The sequence below is a fragment of the Acinetobacter sp. RRD8 genome (genome assembly GCF_031844225.1).
Lineage (GTDB): Bacteria > Pseudomonadota > Gammaproteobacteria > Pseudomonadales > Moraxellaceae > Acinetobacter.
This window is the reverse complement of the sequence record NZ_JAUZUU010000003.1, coordinates 144150-164387: the sequence shown is the minus strand read 5'-3', so window position 1 is coordinate 164387 and position 20238 is coordinate 144150. Positions and strand designations below refer to the sequence as shown.

Sequence of the window (20238 nt, the reverse complement as noted above, 5' to 3'; positions counted from 1 at the left end):
TAATGAAATAACGAGAAAATAGGTGCATAGGATATGCAGAAATATAAAATATGGATCATTCTGGCGTTGCTGGTGCTGTGTATTCTCACACTGATCTTATGGCTGTCTCCAAAAGAAAATACCCAAGCGGATACCGGGATAAAAACGCCTTTAACTGAAACTCAGGCAGAGCAAACCGCACTCTTGGTCAATGGCCCTGCCAATGCAGCTTTCCCCAGTGCCAGCCAGCAAGATACCGAAATTAATTGTCAGATGCAGCTAGACGCCAGCAACCGTCTGATTGTGAATGAACAGACCCGCAACTGTTTTGAATATTTTATTACCCAGTTCGGTGAAAAAAATCTGCAGCAGATCCAGCAGGATTTTAAAGACTATATTCGCCAGAATCATAAAGAGCCTGCACTCTCGCAAATTCTGGATTTATGGGACCGTTATATCCAGTACCGTCAGGGTTTGGGCCAGCTCACTGCACCGGCCGGGCTGAATCAGGAAGATCCTGCCTATTATCGTAGCATCTATAACAGTACCCAGAATTTGCGCCAGCAATACTTTTCCAAGTATGAAATTGAGGGCTTGTTCGGCACAGAAGACGCCTATCATGAATATACCCTGGACCGGATGAGCGTACTGGCGGACAAAAGCTTAACGGAGACTGAAAAAGCGCAAAAGCTCCAAGCACTGTTTCAGCAACTCCCGCAGGACTGGCAGGAAAATCTGGAACAACTGAATAAACTGGAAGATCTGCGCAAACTCACCGCTGATATTAAAGCCCGTGGTGGTTCCCGTGATGAAATCCGACAGATGCGGATAAATCTGGTCGGTCCTGAGGCAACACAACGACTGGAACAACTGGATGTACAACGCAGCGACTGGAAAAACCGGGTGACTGGCTATTTAGATGAACGGGATCAGATTACCCAGTCCGGCATGTCCGATAGCGCCAAACAGCAAGCCATTGCCCAGCTTCGCAGCAAACATTTTAATACACCGCAAGAACAGCTGCGAGTAGAAACCTTTGAACAGGTTCATGATCAGGGAGCCAAACTGCCCTTTGCTGACTAAGCCTAAAAGCCATCACCTGTTGATGGCTTTTTTATAAATGCCCTTTTGATAACTTTATATTTTTCTCAGAATGATCTTTTATAGTTGTTTCCAAATATTTCGTATTTACACAAAATAACTTAGACAAAGTTTAATGATTTCAAAGACTTTCTATTCAAATGCATCTGTTAATAAAACAAATATTTACAATGTAAATTCCTCCTGTCCTGCATGTCCCCAAATGACATGGTTTTAGACCTCTGAAGTGAAAAAATACCGCTTCTTCAAAAGAAAAATTGCTCAGCCACTGAAGGCCAAAACTGTATTTTCATCGTCTGATTTGTGGCTTGCAGCACTCTACAAAAAGCAATGATTGCTTGAATAACGATAAAATTTAAAAAGGGACAGCTATGTATACTTTCAGCAAGACAGCCCAGTTACTGACTGTGGCTTTAGCGACCACTCTGGGATTCAGTTTTTCTGCACAGACTCAGGCTGCAGCGAGTGCAACACAAGTCATCGAAAAGAGCCGGTCTGACTATGCCAAGACCCAATATCCCATCCTGATGGTACATGGCTGGTTAGGCTGGTCACGTATTGGCACCGATAGTATCGGGCTGGATTACTGGTATCAGATTCTGCCGGATATGGCACGTAATGGTTCAACCGTGTTTGCTGCACAATTATCGCCGGCAAATACAACGATGCATCGCGGAGAACAACTAATCCATCAGGTTGAAGAGGTTCTGGCAATTACCGGAAAGCAAAAACTGAACTTGATTGGCCATTCCCATGGTGGACCAACAGTGCTGTATGTTGCAGCGACCCAGCCGCAGTATATCGCCTCTATTACCGGCGTTGCAGGAACCTACCATGGCTCCAAAGTGGCAGATGATATTCAGAACAATAGCCTGACGCGTACCGCCTTTAACATTTTAGGTGATTATATTATTGGTCCATTGATTGCACTGGGTCAGTTTAAGCCTGAACTGGAAATTGATTTTGATGCTTCCATGAAATCCCTGAGCCAGACCGGTTCAAATACTTTTAATGCCACAGTGGCACAGCAGGTGGTCAAAGATGGCGTATTGGCTTCTACAGAAAACTGCAATAAAAATTTAAAACAGAAAGATAGTAAAGGCATTCATTATTATTCATGGACGGGTGTGGCCCAAGCCACCAATGCCCTGGATATTGATACGATCCTGATGCAGCTCGGCCCTTTATCTTATGGCAGTAAAGACAATGATGGCATGGTTTCACGTTGTAGTGCGTTCATGGGCAAGGTGATTCATGACCAGTACAAACTCAATCATACGGACCTGGCCAATATGATGTTTGGTCTGAAAGGCGTGTTTGCACCAGATCCGGTCGCCCTCTACCGCCAGCATGCCAACCGACTCAAATTAGAAGGTTTATAACCCCAGAGTGCCTGTATTTTCAGCTGAAATATAGGCTTTTTTTCTGGTTCTTTTTATTTGACCTATCCGCGATCGGGAAGCTGCAATGAAAAAAATAATGTATCACTTAAACCTTTTGCTGCTGGGTTCCATCTTGACTAGTCCTGTGCAAGCCTCGGCATTACAGGAATATAAAAGTAATTTTGTCCTCTCGAGTTATGCCAAAACAAAATATCCGATTGTATTTGCACATGGCATGGTCGGCTTTAATCGCATTGGTTTTGATACCTTAAGCATGGACTATTGGTATCAAATTTTGCCAGATTTAGCCCGTAATGGTTCAACTGCCTTTGCCACCCGCATCTCACCTTTCAATTCCAGCGAAATCAGAGGTGAACAATATGTGGAGCAACTGAAAGAAGTCATGGCAATCACCGGCGCAAAAAAATTGAATTTAATTGGTCATAGTCATGGTGCACATAGCGTGCGTTATGCAGCCGGGGTGATGCCGCAACATGTAGCCTCAGTGATGACTGTGGGCGGCGCCAACCAAGGGACGATTGTCGCCTCTGATGTTATGCGACTTGCTAATCAAACCGGTACATCTGAATTGCTTAATACCCTGATCAGCAGTTTTGGCAACGTCATCATGTGGGCACAAGGCTTAGACGGTCAAGCTTTCCCACACAACGCCCTTGCAGCAGGACACAGCACCTCAATTGAAGGCACAGCCGAATTTAACCAGCGCTTTAAACTCGGGCTTTCGCTGAGCCCATGTGGTGAAGGCAAATATACAGACCAAGGCATTGCACTGTATTCAATGACCGGCAATCAACCCGTGACTAATCTCCTAGATGTCAGTGATGCCGCCATGAAAGCCTTGGATCTACTTTCTGCGAGCAAGGCTGGCGCAAATGATGGAATTGTGTCGGTATGTAGTGCCAAATTTGGTAAAACGATTCGTGATGATTACCCGTGGAATCATCTGGATGAAATCAACTTGTTGTTTGGCATTAAAGGTACCTTTGCGCCTGATCCAGTTGCTGCCTATCGTCAGCATGCCAACCGTTTAAAACTGCAAGGTTTATAAAACCACCCAAGCCTCTATTCATCCAGAGGCTTTTCTATCTTATTTTTCGCTAATTTTTTTCTTAAAATTTACTTGTTAATCATGATCAAACTGCATATAAAATATTCATCAAATATAAAAAAATAAGTGTGAAATAAAATAAATGCAGATACGTTCTATAGAAATCAAAAACAAATTTAAAAGAACCTGCCCCTGCTGCAAACGAAAAGTCATTAATCCTTTTCAATTTAAAAAATATGAGCCTTATTATTGCCCCTCTTGTCATCGACATATTATCGCAAATGTATGGATCAGTATTTTACTGGTTATCACACAATGTTTTATTTGCATTCAACTTTTTAATGCAGGATTCCAGTCTTGGGGATATTTTGTATTATTTCTGATGTTTATTCATAAAATTTTCTTGGATATTTTAGATGCTATGATCTTGCCTTTGCAGGAACATTTCGAATAAATCTACATAAAAATTAGGCATAAAAAATGCGCCCAAAGGCGCATTTTTTCACTCGTATAAAGCTTAAAATTAAGCTTTAGTTTTACGAGCTGGTAATTTTTCACGAATACGTGCAGCTTTACCAGACAATTCACGTAGGTAGTAAAGTTTAGCACGACGAACGTCACCACGACGTTTCACTTCGATACCAGCAACGATTGGAGAGTGAGTTTGGAATACACGCTCAACGCCAACACCGCTAGAAATTTTACGTACTGTGAACGCAGAGTTCAAACCACGGTTTTTCTTAGCAATTACAACGCCTTCGAACGCCTGTAAACGCTCACGGTCGCCTTCTTTTACTTTAACTTGAACAATAACTGTATCACCTGGTGCAAAAGCAGGGATGTTTTGTTTCAATTGTGCGTTTTCAATTACTTGAACTAAAGGATGCTTACCGCTCATGGGGTATCTCCAATATGTGCGAGTCAGAAGAGGTCTGATCATCGCTGGGTATAGAGGCTAAAGCGCATACACCCGATTATCTTTCCCTTTATAGTTGACCATCTCAACCATAAAGAGCCTATTAAAGAATACTTAAATAATTTTAAGTACTTGCTTGAAGATAGAAATGATTACTCATCAATATCTTACAAATCTTTTAGCCATTTTTTCTGCTGCTTGGTCAGCTCGACTTTTTCCACCAACTCTGGGCGGCGTTCAAGTGTACGCTGATATCGCTGCAGAAACCGCCATTTTTCAATATTGGCATGATGCCCGGACTTTAACACCTCAGGCACATCCAAACCTTCAAAATGATCTGGCTTGGTATATTGTGGGCAATCTAGAAGACCATCCACAAATGAGTCTTGCACGTGTGATTGCTCATCAGACATCGCACCCGGAAGTCTCCGGATAATACTGTCCAATAAAACCATCGCAGGAAGTTCACCACCCGATAACACGTAATCGCCAATTGACCATTCCTGATCAACATATTGCTGGATCAAACGTTCATCGACGCCTTCATAACGTCCGCATAGTACAATGATTCCGTCATATTTGACAAAATCCTGTACCGCAGTTTCGTTTAAGGTCTTTCCTTGGGGTGACATATACACCACAGGAACCTGAACTGCACCCGCTTGCCTTGCAAGCTCTTTGGCATGCTGGATTGCTTTTGCCAGAGGCTCAGCCATCATCACCATACCCGGACCACCACCGAATGGACGTTCATCCACCCGTTTATAGTTGCCCGTCGCATAATCGCGAGGATTGATGCAATGAATTTGCATCAACTCACGTTTTGCTGCGCGCCCGCTAATCCCATAGGCTGTAATCGCTTCAAACATTTCAGGAAAAAGCGTAATGACTGCAAAAAACATCGCAGACTCCCGTATTTCCGAAAATATTAGTAGTCTACGCCCCAATTGACGTAGATACGACCAGCTTCAAGATCAACGCGTTGCACCACATCTTTATGCCATGGGATCATTCGCTCTTCGCCATCAATGCTGTCGGCAGTTGCGCGAACCACCATCACATCGTTAGCACCTGTTTCAAACAGCTCAAAAATTTGACCGAGATTGACTTCTTGTTCTTCATCATCCAGACCTAACACAGTTAGACCTTTTAAATCAGACCAATAGTACTCATCTACGCCTGCTTGAGGCAGTTGCGATTTAGAGATCCAGACATTGGAGCCAACCAGTTCGTCTGCACCAGTGCGATCACTCACACCTTTAAGCGAAACTACCAGGCCTTTACCATGTGGTTTCCAACGTTTTACATCGACAATTTGCCAACCTGCTTTGGTCTCAATGTACCAAGGCAGATAGTCAAATATGTTGCTCATAGGTTCTGTATTGGAATAGACCCAGAGCCACCCATTTAATCCATATGCTGAACGCAACTGTCCAATCTGAATACGATCTTCGGGAACATTCTGTGTTGGTGTCATGGGCAAGCTACTACCTAATTTATATAAAAATTATGCAGCAACTGCAGCTTTTTTAGCTTGAGCAGCTAAAGAAGCAACACGATCAGAAGGTTGAGCACCTTGAGAAACCCAGTGAGCAAAACGGTCAGCATCTAAACGAAGTTTTTCTGCTTTACCTTGAGCTGTAGGGTTGAAGAAACCGATACGTTCGATGAAACGACCGTCACGTGCATTACGGCTATCAGTCACAATGATTTGATAGAACGGACGTTTTTTAGCACCACCGCGTGCAAGACGAATAACAACCATGATAGAACCTTATAGTTTTTACGGATTATCCCTGTACCGACCACCGATACATTTCAAACCCCTTTCATAGAGGGCAGTATTTTACTTGAACTTTGCCCTGAATGAAAGATCAAAAAGTGTTTAGGTAGAATTTTGGATTTAGGTTAGCGACCGTCCCAGTTGGAGGTAGCTGAAAGCAAACAAGTAGTTGAACCCTTCACCCAGTATTTTTGACCTTGATTATTTAAGCAAATCCATCCATTGCCATCTTGGGTGCTTGAGTTTGCAGGTTCTGCAGTCAGAGTCCATGAGTTTGCATTCGGTATATTCAAAGTGAATGTATAAGTTGTATCGCCTGTTTGAGGAAAAGCATTACTGCCATATATATTATTATCTGTAATAGTTGCGCCAGTAAAATTACCATTAGCTGCTTTGTACTGGGTTAACTTTTGGGAAATTTCCATCATTTTACTTTGTACATCAACACGCTTAGTCTTAATCACATACTGCGTATAAGATGGATAAGCAATCATGGCCAATATCCCGACAATTGCCACTGCAATTAAAACCTCAATGAGAGTAAAACCCTGTTTAAAGTATTTTACCATGTTTCATCCCCTGAGCAGGATTGATAGCTTGAAATAGTTGTTTTAGATTTACAGCGAATACCCGTACTAGTCATGAGAAGGTTATAATTTTGGCTATCTGTCGTTTCAGCTTTAATTGCCCAACCTTGTCCGCGCATATCTCGATCTGTTGAGGTGAGTAATTTTTGTGAGTCTAAATCCCGTATCGTAAGAGTATAGTTTTTTACTGATACAGATACCATTGGGCTTGATTGCCCATAAATATAACCAGGATCAAAACCTTTATAGCTAAAATTACGCGACTTATGACGCTCCAATTGTTCAGCAATCTTCTGGACTTCTTGTTCAGCTTGAGATACAGCCGCCTTACGCGTATATGCAGTATAAGACGGCAATGCTATTGCAGTAATAATCGCCAATATTACTACAACAACCATCAATTCAATCAGTGTGAATCCATTTTTTAGGAAAGTAATACTATTAGTTATCCTAATAGTATTACTTATTTTATTATTTAGGTGAGACATTTTTTTCATACCATCGTATTGGATTCAAAATACGTGAGCATTTCCATTCTCCCGCCCCTTTAATATTACCTATCAATGTTAATGCTCCACAGCTATTTGGATCATCAGTTGTTCCACCACCGCCCGAACCACCAGTGGGACCAAGGGCAATTCCTCGAATACCTGAACCCAGTACATTCTGGTTCACACCATTCAACATAACCATACCAGTACGTTTTTCAGCTTCGATATCTTTATTGCCCTCCTTATAACAAGTACCATAAGGCAAGCAATACTGTTGACGATTAGACTCACCTATAATACGTGGCTGACATGGATCAGCATCTTCTACACCTGTACCTTCTGGATCATATACAGGTATAAATAAGTTATCCTTAATCGCAATAGGTTCTTCTTCAAACGCCTTAACTCCACCTGGTGTACGGCTTGCAACTTCATTACCTAAATAATCACTCGATAATGAACGATACCATCCATGTTTAGGACTTCCTCCAAAGAAAGTATTTTTTACTGCTGTAAAAGAAAGCAATGTTTGTGGATTTTTTTGAAGTTGGTTTAACGTGATATCCTTTGACTTAAATGTTGTATATGTAGATTTATACAAATCACGCTCAACAAAGTCACGGTCAATTAAGCCATATACTTTATTTGTTGGCCGATTTTGCAAAGGATCAAAAGGTTTGATTGATTCACGACCTTTACTTGGTGCAACATCTAGAGGTGTACTACGATCACCAGAAGCAATTGCTACCAAAATAAAAGTATCGCTCCCTTCATCATGAATTGTAATGGTGGGTGGTTGATAGAATCGCGGTGCATCACCATTAGTAATAGCTGCTCCAGATTCAGTAGTCGCCAAGTTAGCCAAACGAATAACATTATGTCCAAAACTTGCTGTAGCTGTATCTTTTTTATTATTTAGATCAATACGGAAGACTTGTCCACCCAAATCACCAAAATACAGATGATCAACTAAGTTATCTCCATCTCGGTCTAAAGTGCTGATACGAGTAGCAACACTATGTTTCAAATCAGTATTATCTTTATTTGATCCAGTATGACTTGTCCACCAGATGCGTTCACCAGTTTCTGCATCAATAATATAGACAGCATTTCCTAAAGCCTCCGATTTTTTACAAGAACTACCACCAAAATCTGAAGTGTTATTTTGACCTAATCTAAATCTTGGGTCTTCATAACACATATCATATCCCCCCCCAACAATCATTACACGACGAATCTTATTTTTATAACGGATATTGGCTAAAACCGGCTTAGACCACGTTTGCCCCATACGTGTATAATTGGCTAAATCATTGCCAACTCTAAATAATAATTTAGGCTTATTTTCATTTAAGAGGTCCAGGGCATAATAGCTATTGCCCCCCATGCGCATACCACCATACACATTCATTTTTTTAGCAGTAACAGCTGAGCTCGTTGTGCTAGTGCCACGTTTTATTTCATAAGCAGTATCTGAAATCCAGGCTCCACTAATACCATGTTGGATATCACCTGCCTGACCAGCTCTTAAAGCTTTCGCTGCCTCAGGATTTTTCAATATTTCCGCAGGAACGAATACTGACTGTTCAACACCTGTTTTAGCATCGACAATATGTAAGCCTCCTTCCATACTACCGAACATAACAGATTGTTTTCTAACTGAAGTTAAATCACCATTCGCGTTGATTTCACCCGAGTATGTGAGTTGCAATGGATATGAATGAATACTCCCCCCTAAACTTACAAATGGCTTAGTAGGTACGGGTAAAGTTGCTGGCAAGCCTGTTGCTATAGATTCGCCTAAATCATACCCAAGATAATTTAATAATCTATGTTTGATTTCTAGAGAAAAGGATTTCAATACGTCTTGATTCTTAAATTTATCTAAAACATTTGCTCCAGATGTAACTGTTCCACTTGCAACATCTGGAATTTTTAATAACTCTCCTGAAGTTTTAGATATGAGTTGATTATTTTCTACTTTAGAAACATCTGTATATAAATTACGCAGTCCATTCGGATTTGCAGTTATCGCTGGTACCGCTCTAATATTAAGGTCAGGATTCGCATTGACTGCGCTTACTGCTTGTGTTGGCATTGGTAAATTCCAGAAAACTCCACCTTGATTTACCATACCGCCATCAGCAACACTTGTTGGATTCCATAAGTCTTTAGTGGTTAGATCAAATTTCCCTACTTCATTAAAAATTGTTTTAGAGCCATCGACCAAAGCACCATTATTAATATCGTATTTTTTTAAGTTTCCTATCCAGATTGATACTTGTTGTCCTGGATTGGGAGATAATGCGCGCAAATAACCATACGGCTGAAAACCATTTGGATTTAAAGCGTCTACAGGCACAGAAATAGCGCCTGTAGATAAAGGTTCTATCTGTGTATCACCAAGATTCTTAATAAATTGAATAACACTATCAGTAATTCCATCAGTTGATTGGGTTTCAAAAAAGCCACCATTACCATAACCTGGCCACTCCACCGAACTGGTTCCAATACTAGGGGAACATTTATCACTATTTCGACGATCTGGCTGTGTTCTTGAACTTAATTTACATGCTGCTTCTACATAATCCGTATCCAAGCCTGAAAATTGTTTACCAAAACCTACAAAGGCTGTTTGAATTGAAGTTCCACTTGGATTTTTCTCTTTATTAAATAAGTACTTTGCGAACTCACCCATACAGTGCCAAGCACCCGTACCTCCAGTCATTAACCCACCAGTGGTTGGACATTTAAAATCATTGCCGAAATTTAATAGAGCTTTTTGCATAATTGGTGATGCATTATTTGAAGAAGAGTTGTTTGCTTCTCCATCGGATAGGATATAAACCCCCTGACCATCACAACTTTGTCTTTTAGCTACTTCAGGTAGTGGAGATTTATAATTAAAATCATCCCTTATATCACCCACATCAGAGTTCAGGAAACCGCTATATGTACTGGTTCCATCCGTTTTTATTTCATAACTATAATGTATAGTGGCATTATTATCGGTATAACTACCATCCTTTACGTAATTGTTGGGAATTGAAGCTTCCGTCCAAGCGTCGTTTCTACACTTCTGGACAGCATTATCATAATCCACGCTTTGATAGTTATCACAAAGATCGCTCTTAATAACATCTTTATAACGAGTCACGATTGGATCAATATAAGATGAAGTAATTCCTGGGTTAGTTACCTTATAGCACCTATATGGAGAAATAATCGTTCTTTTAATATAGTACTTGTAGTCAGAGGCTTGGTCACATCCGTACTGATCAGGTTCCTGAACAACTCTTGTGCGATATTTATCAACCTTTACATTAACTCGTTTAACTGTATTTGTACCCATTAAATATGCACCGGCTTCAGCATAAGCATGTGCTGTTGGAGTACCTCCTTGTGCAGTTAATTCTGCAATTTTTGTTTTTAACAGTGTACGCTGCGTAGAATTTTTTCTTCCTAACTCTTTAGCCGCTACTAGAATTGCTGCATTATCCCCATTACCATTATAAGAAAAATGTCCTAAACCAATTCGCGTAGTAAATAATTCCGAATCTTCACTATCGAGCAGCTTAAATAATCCATCCTTAAGTCTCGTCATACGATCATAACATTTAACACTTGAATTCGTGACTTTCTCACATCCAGCATCAACTAAATTAACTACCTGTGCAGCTGTTAAACTAGTCGCAGTACAAAATTTACGTGTATAGCTAGGAGTAGTACCTGAAGAACTATAATTCCCGCTACTATCTGTTCTACACGACCGTCCAATACCATAATCCTGATAAATAGAGTTAAAATCATCACGATTTGAATAATTATTCTTTGTATTAGAGTCAATTGACCCCATTGAACCTGATGTATCAAGCATCATAACGATAGTTTTTTGACCAGCTTCAGGTGTCGCATAAATCTGTAAATCGCTTGCTTGTGCCACGGACGCTGTTAAAACACAAGTACCCATAAATGACAAACAAGAAATTACTAATGGACGTAAATTCATTATTTTAAACCTTGAAACAACTGATGAGGTATTTATGTGTGTTTTCATTGTATTATCCTCTCAATCAAGGAGCTTGAGTCTGAGTAAAAATTGTCTGCAAATTAAATTCTTGAGTCTGAGAATTTACTGGAACACCAAGTTTGGCTAAGCAAGTCGCAATTGTTTCAAATCCCTTAGTATCACTACTTGTATCATCACTGATGTAACCTGCATTACCACTTCCTGTTCCAATACAATTTTGAGCTGCATCCAAATTTTTAGTAAAGCTTGGCACTATAGAAGTAGTAGTAACTCGAATTCTTTGTTGCTCAACAACGTTCTTTGGCATGATAGTACCCGAGCTTAAATTATTTCCACGGCTTAATAAGGCCCCAGGTTTCAAATCTTCTTCTGCATCATTGGGAATTTTGACAGCTACCTGTGTAACAACTGCTTCGCGGCTACTGCCAAAATCAGAGCTTAAATTACAGAAAGCATCTGCCCCCCCAGAAACAAGTGCAGCTTTAGCTGTTTTAGTTGCTGGAGGTCGTTTAACAGCAACACCCAAAGAGGCTGCAAATTTTTCATTAGACAGTGGTTTATAGCAAAATATATATTCATTTCCTGGTTCTAATTTTGAGTCTTGAAGCGCGTAGCCAATCGCACCACTCAAATCTACCAAGTTTGATAAATTGCTTGTGTATAATTGATTAATTGGTGTATCAGCAGTTTGACTTAGAAATTGGCCAAGCTGAGTATGTGTCGAGATATTTAAACTTGTCATTGCCACGCGGATAGCAAGTACCCCTATTACAGTTAAAATTAGCAACATCATCATGACTACAAGCAGTGTCGCTCCACGCTGAGGAGCGTAAATTTGATAGTTAATCATATTGCATCCCCCATACCATTACGTATTGCAATAGTTGTCATATATGTTCTTCTTAAATGCTTGGTCTGATTAGTAAGCGTCACTGATTTTTCTAAAAACAATATAGATTTCGTTGGATCAATGAGTTGATTGTTTGTGTTGTCTATAGACCTTACAATTACAGCTGCTTTTATAGAGGTAATTCTTGGAACGGGCTGACCTGCATTACGAGCGGCATTTGCAGCAGAGATATATTCACTTATTGTATAGTATGCAGTTGATGTTACAGTAGCGCCACTTTTAGTCATAGCACCTAAATAAAATCTTAAATGATCAACTCTAGGCATAATCACTTCACCTAGTTGAGTCCCTCCAAAATCTGTAATATTTGCAGCCGACATTGCACCCTTTTTGTTAGCATCACAAGCAAGTACTAAATCTTTCTCGCCCCCATTAGTATCTTTTCTCAAGAAATAACGTTGAATTACATATTCCCCTGTTTTTATTTCTTCACCTTCACAATTAAACATATCATTTGGTGCCGTAAACTGAATAGTAAGCTGGTCACTTGCATCACTCACATTTGAAGTTAATCCACTACGTGTAACTGAATTATTGCCTATATCTTTAGATACATTTACAGTGCCTGAAGCCCCTTGAGAAAGTACAATCCCACCTTGTGGAGTAGTATTAGTTAATTCAGGATTACTAATATTGCCATAATTAGCTAAACGAATATCTCTAGCAATATAATCTAGCCCAAAAACTCCGCTATCTTGTAATTCTGCATTCGCTTGTTGGATGCGAGTCGTAACGATTCCCCCCAAGAACAATTGCGTTGCAGCGGCTGTAATTAATAACCCCAAAGCAAGTGCTACAATTAATTCAACTAAAGTAAAACCTGCTTGATGAAAAGCACTATTCGAAAACTTATTATTCATTAATATGCCTCCATCATTACACATCGAGCATTTGCTACATACACACCACCAGAACTCATACACGCTGAATAATTATTTGAAGATATTAGTGTATTTTCCCAAGCTGCAAATATGCATTGTCTTTTAATTGAATTAACTCCTGGGCATTCATTCATAGTAATCATGACGCCGATTTGATTCGCAGCTCGTGCCACTAAATAAGCTTCATAAGTTGCCATCTGCGCAGGTTTACATGTTGTATTGAGACAACTTTTAGGCGCACTAGGTGCATTCTGAGATGTATAAGTTCTTACAGCTGCCGGATAACTGCTTTGACCTTGAGGATTTGCACGTATACTCTCTGTTAAGCCACGTAACAACATAGTAGCTTGTGATTTAACCAATGCTTCATCCCCCGCCTCAATTGCACGTAATTGCAAAGCGGTATATCCAAGGACCCCAATAGCCAATAAAACAAGAGATACCAATACCTCAACCATGCCTATGCCTTTTTGATTTCTACTTATCATTAACATGTACCTTTGGTTTGAGTTAACGACCCAATTAAAGCAACATTTATAGTTCTACTTATGTTCTTTGAGCATGTTATTATTGAGGTAACAGAAGAAGTAGTACCGTTTGCCTTAAATACCACCCCATAATTATTAGATTTAATCTCAACTTTCTTAGGAAGATTTACAAGAATTACTCTCTTTTGATCAATAAATTGGTTTGCATCAGCAGAAGATAATAATTTATTTACACATATAGCCTCTGTTACATTAGCGCCAGCTACATCTTTGTTAGGACAAACTACTACAGTATTACCTATCACCATAGCTCGACTTCTTCCCTCTCCTAATGCTGAAGCAATTTCATTACTTGCACTATTTAAATTTTGAGAAGCTAAAGTACTTACAAATGAAGGAGCGGCTATTGAAGCCACAATAGCCAATACCGCAATCGTCACTATCAGCTCAATTAAAGTGAATCCTTTATTTTTCTGCATACTCTCCCCCAGGCAAAACTTTGGCCTAGTTAAAATAATACGCATTAAAGTTACAAAACCTACACAGAACAGATAAAAGGCATAAAAAAACAGATAACTGTCATTTCCCAGTTATCTGCTTATTTTTAAATAAGAAACAGAATATTAAACAGTTAACATTCTAAGCCTGTGTTACAGGAATACGTAACTCTTTAGGTAGACTAAAGGTAATATTTTCTTCCCGCCCATCCAGCTCTTTTGGCGCTTGTGCACCCCAATCCTGTAAACGCTGAATGACTTGTTTAATCAGAATTTCCGGTGCAGATGCGCCTGCTGTCACCCCTATCTGGATCTTTTCTGCAAACCAATCCTGTTTGAGCTCATCTGCATTATCCACTAAATATGCCGCTTTACCCATACGTTCAGCCAGCTCACGTAGGCGGTTTGAATTTGAAGAGTTTGGTGAACCGACAACAAGTACGACATCACAGCGTTCAGCCAAGTCACGCACCGCATCCTGACGGTTCTGTGTAGCGTAGCAAATATCATCTTTACGCGGACCTTGGATCAGCGGAAATTTCTGGCGAAGAGCATCAATCACTTTCGCTGTATCATCAATTGATAAAGTGGTTTGCGTGACAAAAGCGACTTTTTCAGGATTGCGTACCGTTAAAGCGGCGACATCTTCTTCATCTTCAACCAGATAAATCTCACCACCATTTTTTTTGTCATATTGCCCCATGGTACCTTCGACTTCAGGGTGACCTTCATGACCAATCAGGATCGCTTCTACACCTTCACGGGCATATTTGGTGACTTCAATATGTACCTTAGTCACCAAGGGACAAGTCGCATCAAAAACCTTCAGACCACGACGCTCAGCTTCTTGTTGTACTGCTTTAGAAACACCATGCGCGCTAAAAATCACGATATTATCGTCAGGTACCTCATCGAGTTCATCGACAAAAATCGCACCACGCTGACGCAAGTCATCGACCACAAATTTATTATGCACCACTTCATGCCGCACATAAATCGGTGGATTAAAGCATTCTAGGGCACGGTTCACGATCGCAATGGCACGATCTACACCAGCACAAAAACCACGTGGGTTGGCTAAAACAATTTCCATAGAATCCTCAATACTCACACCATTTTTAGCGGTTCAATTGAAATAAATGTAAACAATCGACTGACAACTATTTAGTTTAAAGCCGCTCTACTCTAAAATAGAGAAGATATTTTATCATATCAGGAAAAATATCATGTCGGGTCTCTTGTTTGTCGTTTCTGCAGCGTCTGGAACAGGCAAAACATCCCTTGTTAAAGCCCTACTTGAGCGTGTCAACAATCTTCACGTTTCTGTGTCACACACCACACGCGGTCAACGACCTGGCGAACTCGATGGCGTACACTATCATTTCTCCAATAAAGAAGATTTTTTAAATCTGGTCAATGAAGGCGGTTTTATCGAATACGCCGAAGTATTTGGTAATTACTACGGTACCGCGCAAGCCACAGTCAAAGAACAACTGGCCAAAGGTCATGATGTGCTACTGGAAATTGACTGGCAAGGTGCGCAACAGGTTCGTCGACTTTTTCCTGAATCTAAACAAATTTTTATCTTGCCACCAAGTCAGTTCGACTTGCGTGAACGCCTGTCTAACCGTGGTACTGACGCAGTTGATGTGATTGAGCATCGTCTCAGCTGCGCGGTAGAAGATATGCAGCAATATAGTAACTTTGACTATATCATTATTAATGACGACTTTAATAAGGCGCTGCATGACCTGGAAGCGGTGATTATCGCCAATCGTCTGGTACTGAGTCAGCAAGCCAACCGTCATGAAAAACTGATCCAGAAACTGATTACGCCGACTGGGCAGTGATTAAAACTTGAGTCTATAGACAAAGCCTTTTATACTGTGCAGTCTGTTAAAATTTATTATTCAAACGAGAATTCTTATGGCACGCGTCACCGTTGAAGATTGTTTAGACCATGTAGACAACCGCTTTGAGCTTGTACTAGTGGCAAGCAAGCGCGCGCGTCAATTGGCACGTCAAGGTATTGAACCAACTGTAGAATGGGACAATGACAAACCGACTGTTGTTGCTTTACGTGAAATCGCTTCAGGTCATGTATCAAAAGACATTTTGAAACAACGTGATCAAGACTATCAAACATCAAGTCTGGATCTTGCACTTTCTGCAAATAATCTAAACTTAGACGGTTTTTCTTTCCAATAAGAGATCGTCACTTAAAAAGCCTAGTTCTAAACTAGGCTTTTTTTGTTATGTGACTTTTATATTTATGCCAGAACGGTTATAACATAAGGGTTAGCTATCAAGTTTGAATGGGTTTTCTGCTCTGTAGTAGCAAAAAACCATCAAGCCAGGAAATTCACATTTCTAGAATGCTTTCAGGTTTTATTTGTAAAAAATTCAGTTGAAAAAGGTGTTTTATGCCAGGCCCACAGGTCAGTCAAGCCAAGCAGCAGTTAGAGATCATTATCGATGCGTATTTAAGTGAAAGCGATGTCGAACGTGTGCTTGCGGCCTGTGATTATGCAGATATTGCCCATGACGGGATTGTGCGTAAAAGTGGCGAACCCTATATTTTGCATCCGATTGCGGTCAGCTGTATTCTGGCGCATATGCGTCTTGACCCTGAAACGCTGATGGCCGCACTGCTGCATGATGTGATTGAAGATACCGACTTTAACAAAGACGATATTACCGAGACTTTTGGTTTTACTGTAGCCGAACTGGTCGATGGCGTGACCAAACTGAGTCATTCCAGCGATAAAGAATATAATAAAGCCGCTTCATTCCGGAAAATTCTGCAAGCCACCTTACAAGATCCACGTGTCATTATTGTGAAACTGGCCGACCGCTATCACAACATGACTACCCTGGAGGCACTGCGTCCGGACAAACGCGCGCGTATTGCCCGCGAAACCTTTGAAATTTTTGTGCCGATGGCGCGTATTGTCGGCATGAATGAAATGGCTGATAACCTAGAACATCTGTGTTATCAGAACCTTGATCTGGACATGTATAACAACGTTCAGACTGCACTACAGGAAACCAAGCCGAAACGCTGTGAATATCAGGCCAAATGGGAAAAGAACCTGACTGAACTGCTACAGCAGCATGCCATTCAAGGCCGAATCAAGAAGAAAAATAACAATATTGAGCTACTGCGCCACTTCGTTAAAAATGATATCGATCTGCAAGAATTGACTCACAGCCATGCTTTTGAAATTATTTTACAGAGCATCGCTGATTGTGACCGACTGGCAGAAATTCTTATGCAAAGTTTTAAAATTCAGAGTTATGAAGATCATATCCGCCGCCCATTACCGGGGGGCAACCAGTCCTTGATGATGCGACTAAAAGGTGAAGAGACGACCCTATCGCTTACCATTCAAACCGAACTGATGCGTAAAGCAGCACGTTTTGGCGTTGTGCTCGGTGAAAGTGCCCCGCAAGCCTGCCGCTCTGCGATTCAGGCCTCGATGCAGAATCTGAATGTCCTGGTCGATGGTGAATGTGCCAAAACCACTTTTAGTGAATTACTGGACTATCTGCACCAAGAAAAAATCTGGGTCTATACCCCGCACGGCCATTTACATGAATTGCCACAAGGCGCCACGGCGGTTGACTTTGCTTATGCCGCGAGTTTATTCCTAGGCAATCATGCGGTGGGTGCAAAAATTAATAATGAAACCAAGCCCCTTTCAACACCTCTAGTCAGTGGTCAGGTGGTAGAAATTATTACTGATGTCCTCGCCACCCCGAATCCGGATTGGCTCAGTTTTATTAATACCCAGAAAGCTCGTCGTGCTATTCAGAATATTCTGCGCGATCAGGATCTAGACGAACAGCGTCTGGTCGGACAACAGGCACTCAATCGCGCACTGAAACTGTTTCATCGTTCTATTCGCGATCTGACTGAAGCCGACTGGAAAAACCTCTTGGAGTGGCGCCATGTTTCCAGCAAGGAACAGCTGTTTGAACAAATTGCTGTCGGTGATTTATTACCACAACTGGTGGCCAACCATTTATTTGCCCAAGATCAGCATCAGAATATCGCCAGTTCAGACCGTCTGATTCAGGGAACAGAAGGTGTCGATGTCAAATATGCACATTGCTGCAATCCTGTGCTGGGTGATCCGATTCAGGGTCATTTGACCCGTCGCGGTCTGATTGTGCATCGTGCGCGCTGTCATAACCTGCTGCATGAACAGCATCAGCATCCAGAAAATATCATGTTATTGCAGTGGACCTCTGATGATCTGGAAGATATCAGCTTTACTGCCTATCTCAGCATTGACTTGGACATGAATGACGAGCAGATTTCCGACCTGATTTACCAATGCCGTAAAGCGCATTCTGGGGTGGAAATGGTGCGTACTCAGGATGACAAAACCTACGTCAATATCGTGGTGCATAACCGTAAACAGATTGCACAGATTATCCGGGATTTACGCATGTATTTCGGTTTCCCGCGAATTATCCGTCTGGCTCAGCCCGTCGTTTTCAGTGAAGCCTCTAAAGCGAGTTAATCATTTAAAACGATAGTGCTTTGATCGGCCGAATTGATCGAATATGATGTATGTCGATGATAAAAGGAGAAATTAATGTCCCGCCAAGTAATCCATACTGAAAATGCCCCTGCTGCGATTGGCACTTATTCGCAAGCCATTTTAGTGGGTGATACCTTATATCTATCAGGTCAAATTGGCCTGGACCCTTATAGTATGGAACTGGTTGAAGGCATTGAAGCGCAAATTCGCCGGGTGTTTGATAATTTAAAAGCAGTCTGTGAAGCCGCTGGTGGTTCTTTGGCAGATATCGCCAAACTGAATATTTTCCTGACCGATTTATCGCACTTTCAACTGGTCAATCAGATTATGGGCGAGTATTTTGCCCAGCCCTATCCAGCACGTGCTGCTTTAGGTGTCGCAAGCCTGCCTAAAGATGCTTTGGTTGAAATGGATGGTATTGTCATCATTAATCAATAAGTTATAAAAATCACTCAATCCCCGCCCTGCAATATCTCATTCTAAATCATGAATCGCTTTTGTGTGGAAATCCGAGCAGCACTTGGATTTCCGCTCAGATGGTCACTTTTTATCTAAATCATCAATCGTGATAAAAGCTATTTCAAATGATTTTTATTGACAAACGATAACAATTATCAATAATATTACTTATCTTATTTAATCACTGTGGTTGTGTCCTATGTACGTTTGTCTATGCCGTGGCATTACAGATCAAGACATTAAAGATGCTATTGCAAATGGCGCTGAAAGTTATCGTGATGTCCGCGATATGTTGGACTTGGGAACTTGCTGTGGCCGCTGTGCACCAGAAGCACGTATGATCATCAGTGATGAGGTTTCACAAATTGCAGCACGGCTAGCAGTTGCAGCATAAATTTAAAAAGATTTCTCCCTATAAGCATAATGAAAAAACAATGATCTTTGGTCATTACTCCTCCCCCGCCTTTGACTCTGGCGGGTTTTTATTGCCACTCATCTGAGTCTGGATCGATTCGATGTCGATTTTCATTTGCTGTTCCATAAATTACTCGCCATTTGCCCCTGACTTGCTTTACTATCAGGATTAGAGCGCTTTCTTAGAAAGATAAAACAGGTCCAAATGGAGTTATGCGATGAAAGGCAATCGTGATGTGATTAATCAGCTCAATCAGGTGTTGTATCACCACTTAACTGCCATTAACCAGTATTTCCTGCATTCGCGCATGTTTAATGACTGGGGCATTGAGAAACTGGGCTCGGCAGAATATAAAGAATCCATTGTTCAGATGAAACATGCCGATAAAATTATTGAACGTATTTTATTTTTGGAAGGTCTGCCGAATTTACAAAATCTGGGCAAACTGTATATTGGTCAGCATACTCAAGAAGTGCTGCATTGTGATGTACGCAAAGTCAAAGAGAATATTGAAGCCATCCAGAAAGCAGTGGCATTGGCTGAAACCCAAATGGATTATGTGACGCGTGATCTGGTTCAGGAAATCCTAGAGAAAGAAGAAAACTATCTGGACTGGACCACAACACAAATTGATTTGATCGAAAGCATTGGCATTGAAAACTATATTCAAAGTCAGCTCTAAACTTAAAATTAAGCCAAG

The 20238-nt window shown here is 41.0% G+C and carries 21 protein-coding genes; 9 read left to right on the top strand and 12 right to left on the bottom strand.

All coding sequences use genetic code 11. From position 1 onward, the window contains the following. The first annotated feature begins 33 nt into the window (after window positions 1-33). From Q9R24_RS04895 to Q9R24_RS04885, 3 genes are all read left to right on the top strand, one after another. Window positions 34-1062, top strand: coding sequence for a lipase secretion chaperone (locus Q9R24_RS04895; protein ID WP_311203834.1), 1029 nt, complete (start codon window positions 34-36; stop codon window positions 1060-1062). Between the two features lie 389 nt (window positions 1063-1451). Next, window positions 1452-2462 carry a triacylglycerol lipase gene (locus tag Q9R24_RS04890; RefSeq protein WP_243474145.1) on the top strand — a complete coding sequence of 337 codons (1011 nt, stop codon included), beginning with the start codon at window positions 1452-1454 and terminating at the stop codon, window positions 2460-2462. 85 nt (window positions 2463-2547) lie between these two features. Continuing rightward, entirely contained in the window at window positions 2548-3531 is a 984-nt protein-coding gene (locus Q9R24_RS04885; protein ID WP_311203833.1) for a triacylglycerol lipase, read from the top strand. Between the two features lie 523 nt (window positions 3532-4054). Here the strand turns inward: Q9R24_RS04885 and rplS are convergent. The 12 genes from rplS to ispH form a co-directional block, all read right to left on the bottom strand. After that, complete coding sequence (gene rplS, locus Q9R24_RS04880) at window positions 4055-4429, bottom strand: 50S ribosomal protein L19 (RefSeq protein ID WP_004281205.1); 375 nt, start codon at window positions 4427-4429, stop codon at window positions 4055-4057. 185 nt (window positions 4430-4614) lie between these two features. Beyond that, window positions 4615-5349: a tRNA (guanosine(37)-N1)-methyltransferase TrmD gene (trmD, locus tag Q9R24_RS04875; RefSeq protein ID WP_004281202.1), complete on the bottom strand. Its 735-nt coding sequence runs from the start codon at window positions 5347-5349 to the stop codon at window positions 4615-4617. Window positions 5350-5375: 26 nt separating this feature from the next. Continuing rightward, the gene (gene rimM / locus Q9R24_RS04870; protein WP_004281200.1) at window positions 5376-5924 is read right to left on the bottom strand and encodes a ribosome maturation factor RimM; all 549 of its coding nucleotides are present in this window, start codon (window positions 5922-5924) and stop codon (window positions 5376-5378) included. A gap of 30 nt (window positions 5925-5954) precedes the next feature. Beyond that, on the bottom strand, window positions 5955-6212 hold the full coding sequence (gene rpsP / locus Q9R24_RS04865) for a 30S ribosomal protein S16 (protein ID WP_004281198.1): 258 nt from the start codon (window positions 6210-6212) through the stop codon (window positions 5955-5957). A 143-nt stretch (window positions 6213-6355) separates the two neighbouring features. Continuing rightward, window positions 6356-6799: a type IV pilin protein gene (locus Q9R24_RS04860; RefSeq protein ID WP_114541853.1), complete on the bottom strand. Its 444-nt coding sequence runs from the start codon at window positions 6797-6799 to the stop codon at window positions 6356-6358. Further along, window positions 6793-7305 carry a type IV pilin protein gene (locus Q9R24_RS04855; RefSeq protein WP_114541866.1) on the bottom strand — a complete coding sequence of 171 codons (513 nt, stop codon included), beginning with the start codon at window positions 7303-7305 and terminating at the stop codon, window positions 6793-6795. Before Q9R24_RS04855 ends, Q9R24_RS04860 begins: the two co-directional genes overlap by 7 nt. After that, window positions 7289-11317: a PilC/PilY family type IV pilus protein gene (locus Q9R24_RS04850; RefSeq protein WP_311203832.1), complete on the bottom strand. Its 4029-nt coding sequence runs from the start codon at window positions 11315-11317 to the stop codon at window positions 7289-7291. Before Q9R24_RS04850 ends, Q9R24_RS04855 begins: the two co-directional genes overlap by 17 nt. Before the next feature lie 64 nt (window positions 11318-11381). Then, window positions 11382-12188 (bottom strand): hypothetical protein, encoded by an 807-nt coding sequence (locus tag Q9R24_RS04845; protein ID WP_311203831.1) that lies wholly within the window; start codon window positions 12186-12188, stop codon window positions 11382-11384. Further along, complete coding sequence (locus Q9R24_RS04840; protein WP_311203830.1) at window positions 12185-13108, bottom strand: PilW family protein; 924 nt, start codon at window positions 13106-13108, stop codon at window positions 12185-12187. Before Q9R24_RS04840 ends, Q9R24_RS04845 begins: the two co-directional genes overlap by 4 nt. Continuing rightward, window positions 13108-13623: a type IV pilus modification protein PilV gene (pilV, locus tag Q9R24_RS04835; RefSeq protein WP_311203829.1), complete on the bottom strand. Its 516-nt coding sequence runs from the start codon at window positions 13621-13623 to the stop codon at window positions 13108-13110. The genes Q9R24_RS04840 and pilV overlap by 1 nt, the downstream gene beginning before the upstream one ends. Further along, entirely contained in the window at window positions 13617-14096 is a 480-nt protein-coding gene (locus tag Q9R24_RS04830) for a prepilin-type N-terminal cleavage/methylation domain-containing protein (protein ID WP_311203828.1), read from the bottom strand. Before Q9R24_RS04830 ends, pilV begins: the two co-directional genes overlap by 7 nt. A 160-nt stretch (window positions 14097-14256) precedes the next feature. Then, on the bottom strand, window positions 14257-15207 hold the full coding sequence (gene ispH / locus Q9R24_RS04825; RefSeq protein WP_311203827.1) for a 4-hydroxy-3-methylbut-2-enyl diphosphate reductase: 951 nt from the start codon (window positions 15205-15207) through the stop codon (window positions 14257-14259). Window positions 15208-15340: 133 nt separating this feature from the next. On the opposite strand from ispH, the gene gmk reads away from it, so the two are divergent. The 6 genes from gmk to bfr all read left to right on the top strand — a co-directional run bounded on the left by gmk (window position 15341) and on the right by bfr (window position 20220). After that, entirely contained in the window at window positions 15341-15964 is a 624-nt protein-coding gene (gene gmk, locus Q9R24_RS04820; protein ID WP_253147964.1) for a guanylate kinase, read from the top strand. A gap of 76 nt (window positions 15965-16040) precedes the next feature. After that, window positions 16041-16322: a DNA-directed RNA polymerase subunit omega gene (gene rpoZ, locus Q9R24_RS04815; protein ID WP_004281186.1), complete on the top strand. Its 282-nt coding sequence runs from the start codon at window positions 16041-16043 to the stop codon at window positions 16320-16322. 215 nt (window positions 16323-16537) lie between these two features. Further along, the gene (locus Q9R24_RS04810; RefSeq protein WP_311203826.1) at window positions 16538-18643 is read left to right on the top strand and encodes an HD domain-containing protein; all 2106 of its coding nucleotides are present in this window, start codon (window positions 16538-16540) and stop codon (window positions 18641-18643) included. Window positions 18644-18718: 75 nt separating this feature from the next. Beyond that, complete coding sequence (locus Q9R24_RS04805) at window positions 18719-19102, top strand: RidA family protein (RefSeq protein ID WP_004644973.1); 384 nt, start codon at window positions 18719-18721, stop codon at window positions 19100-19102. A 220-nt stretch (window positions 19103-19322) separates the two neighbouring features. Beyond that, window positions 19323-19517, top strand: a complete 195-nt coding sequence (locus tag Q9R24_RS04800; RefSeq protein ID WP_004644972.1) for a bacterioferritin-associated ferredoxin — start codon at window positions 19323-19325, stop codon at window positions 19515-19517. A 238-nt stretch (window positions 19518-19755) separates the two neighbouring features. After that, window positions 19756-20220: a bacterioferritin gene (gene bfr, locus Q9R24_RS04795; protein ID WP_005101322.1), complete on the top strand. Its 465-nt coding sequence runs from the start codon at window positions 19756-19758 to the stop codon at window positions 20218-20220. Window positions 20221-20238: the final 18 nt, after the last annotated feature.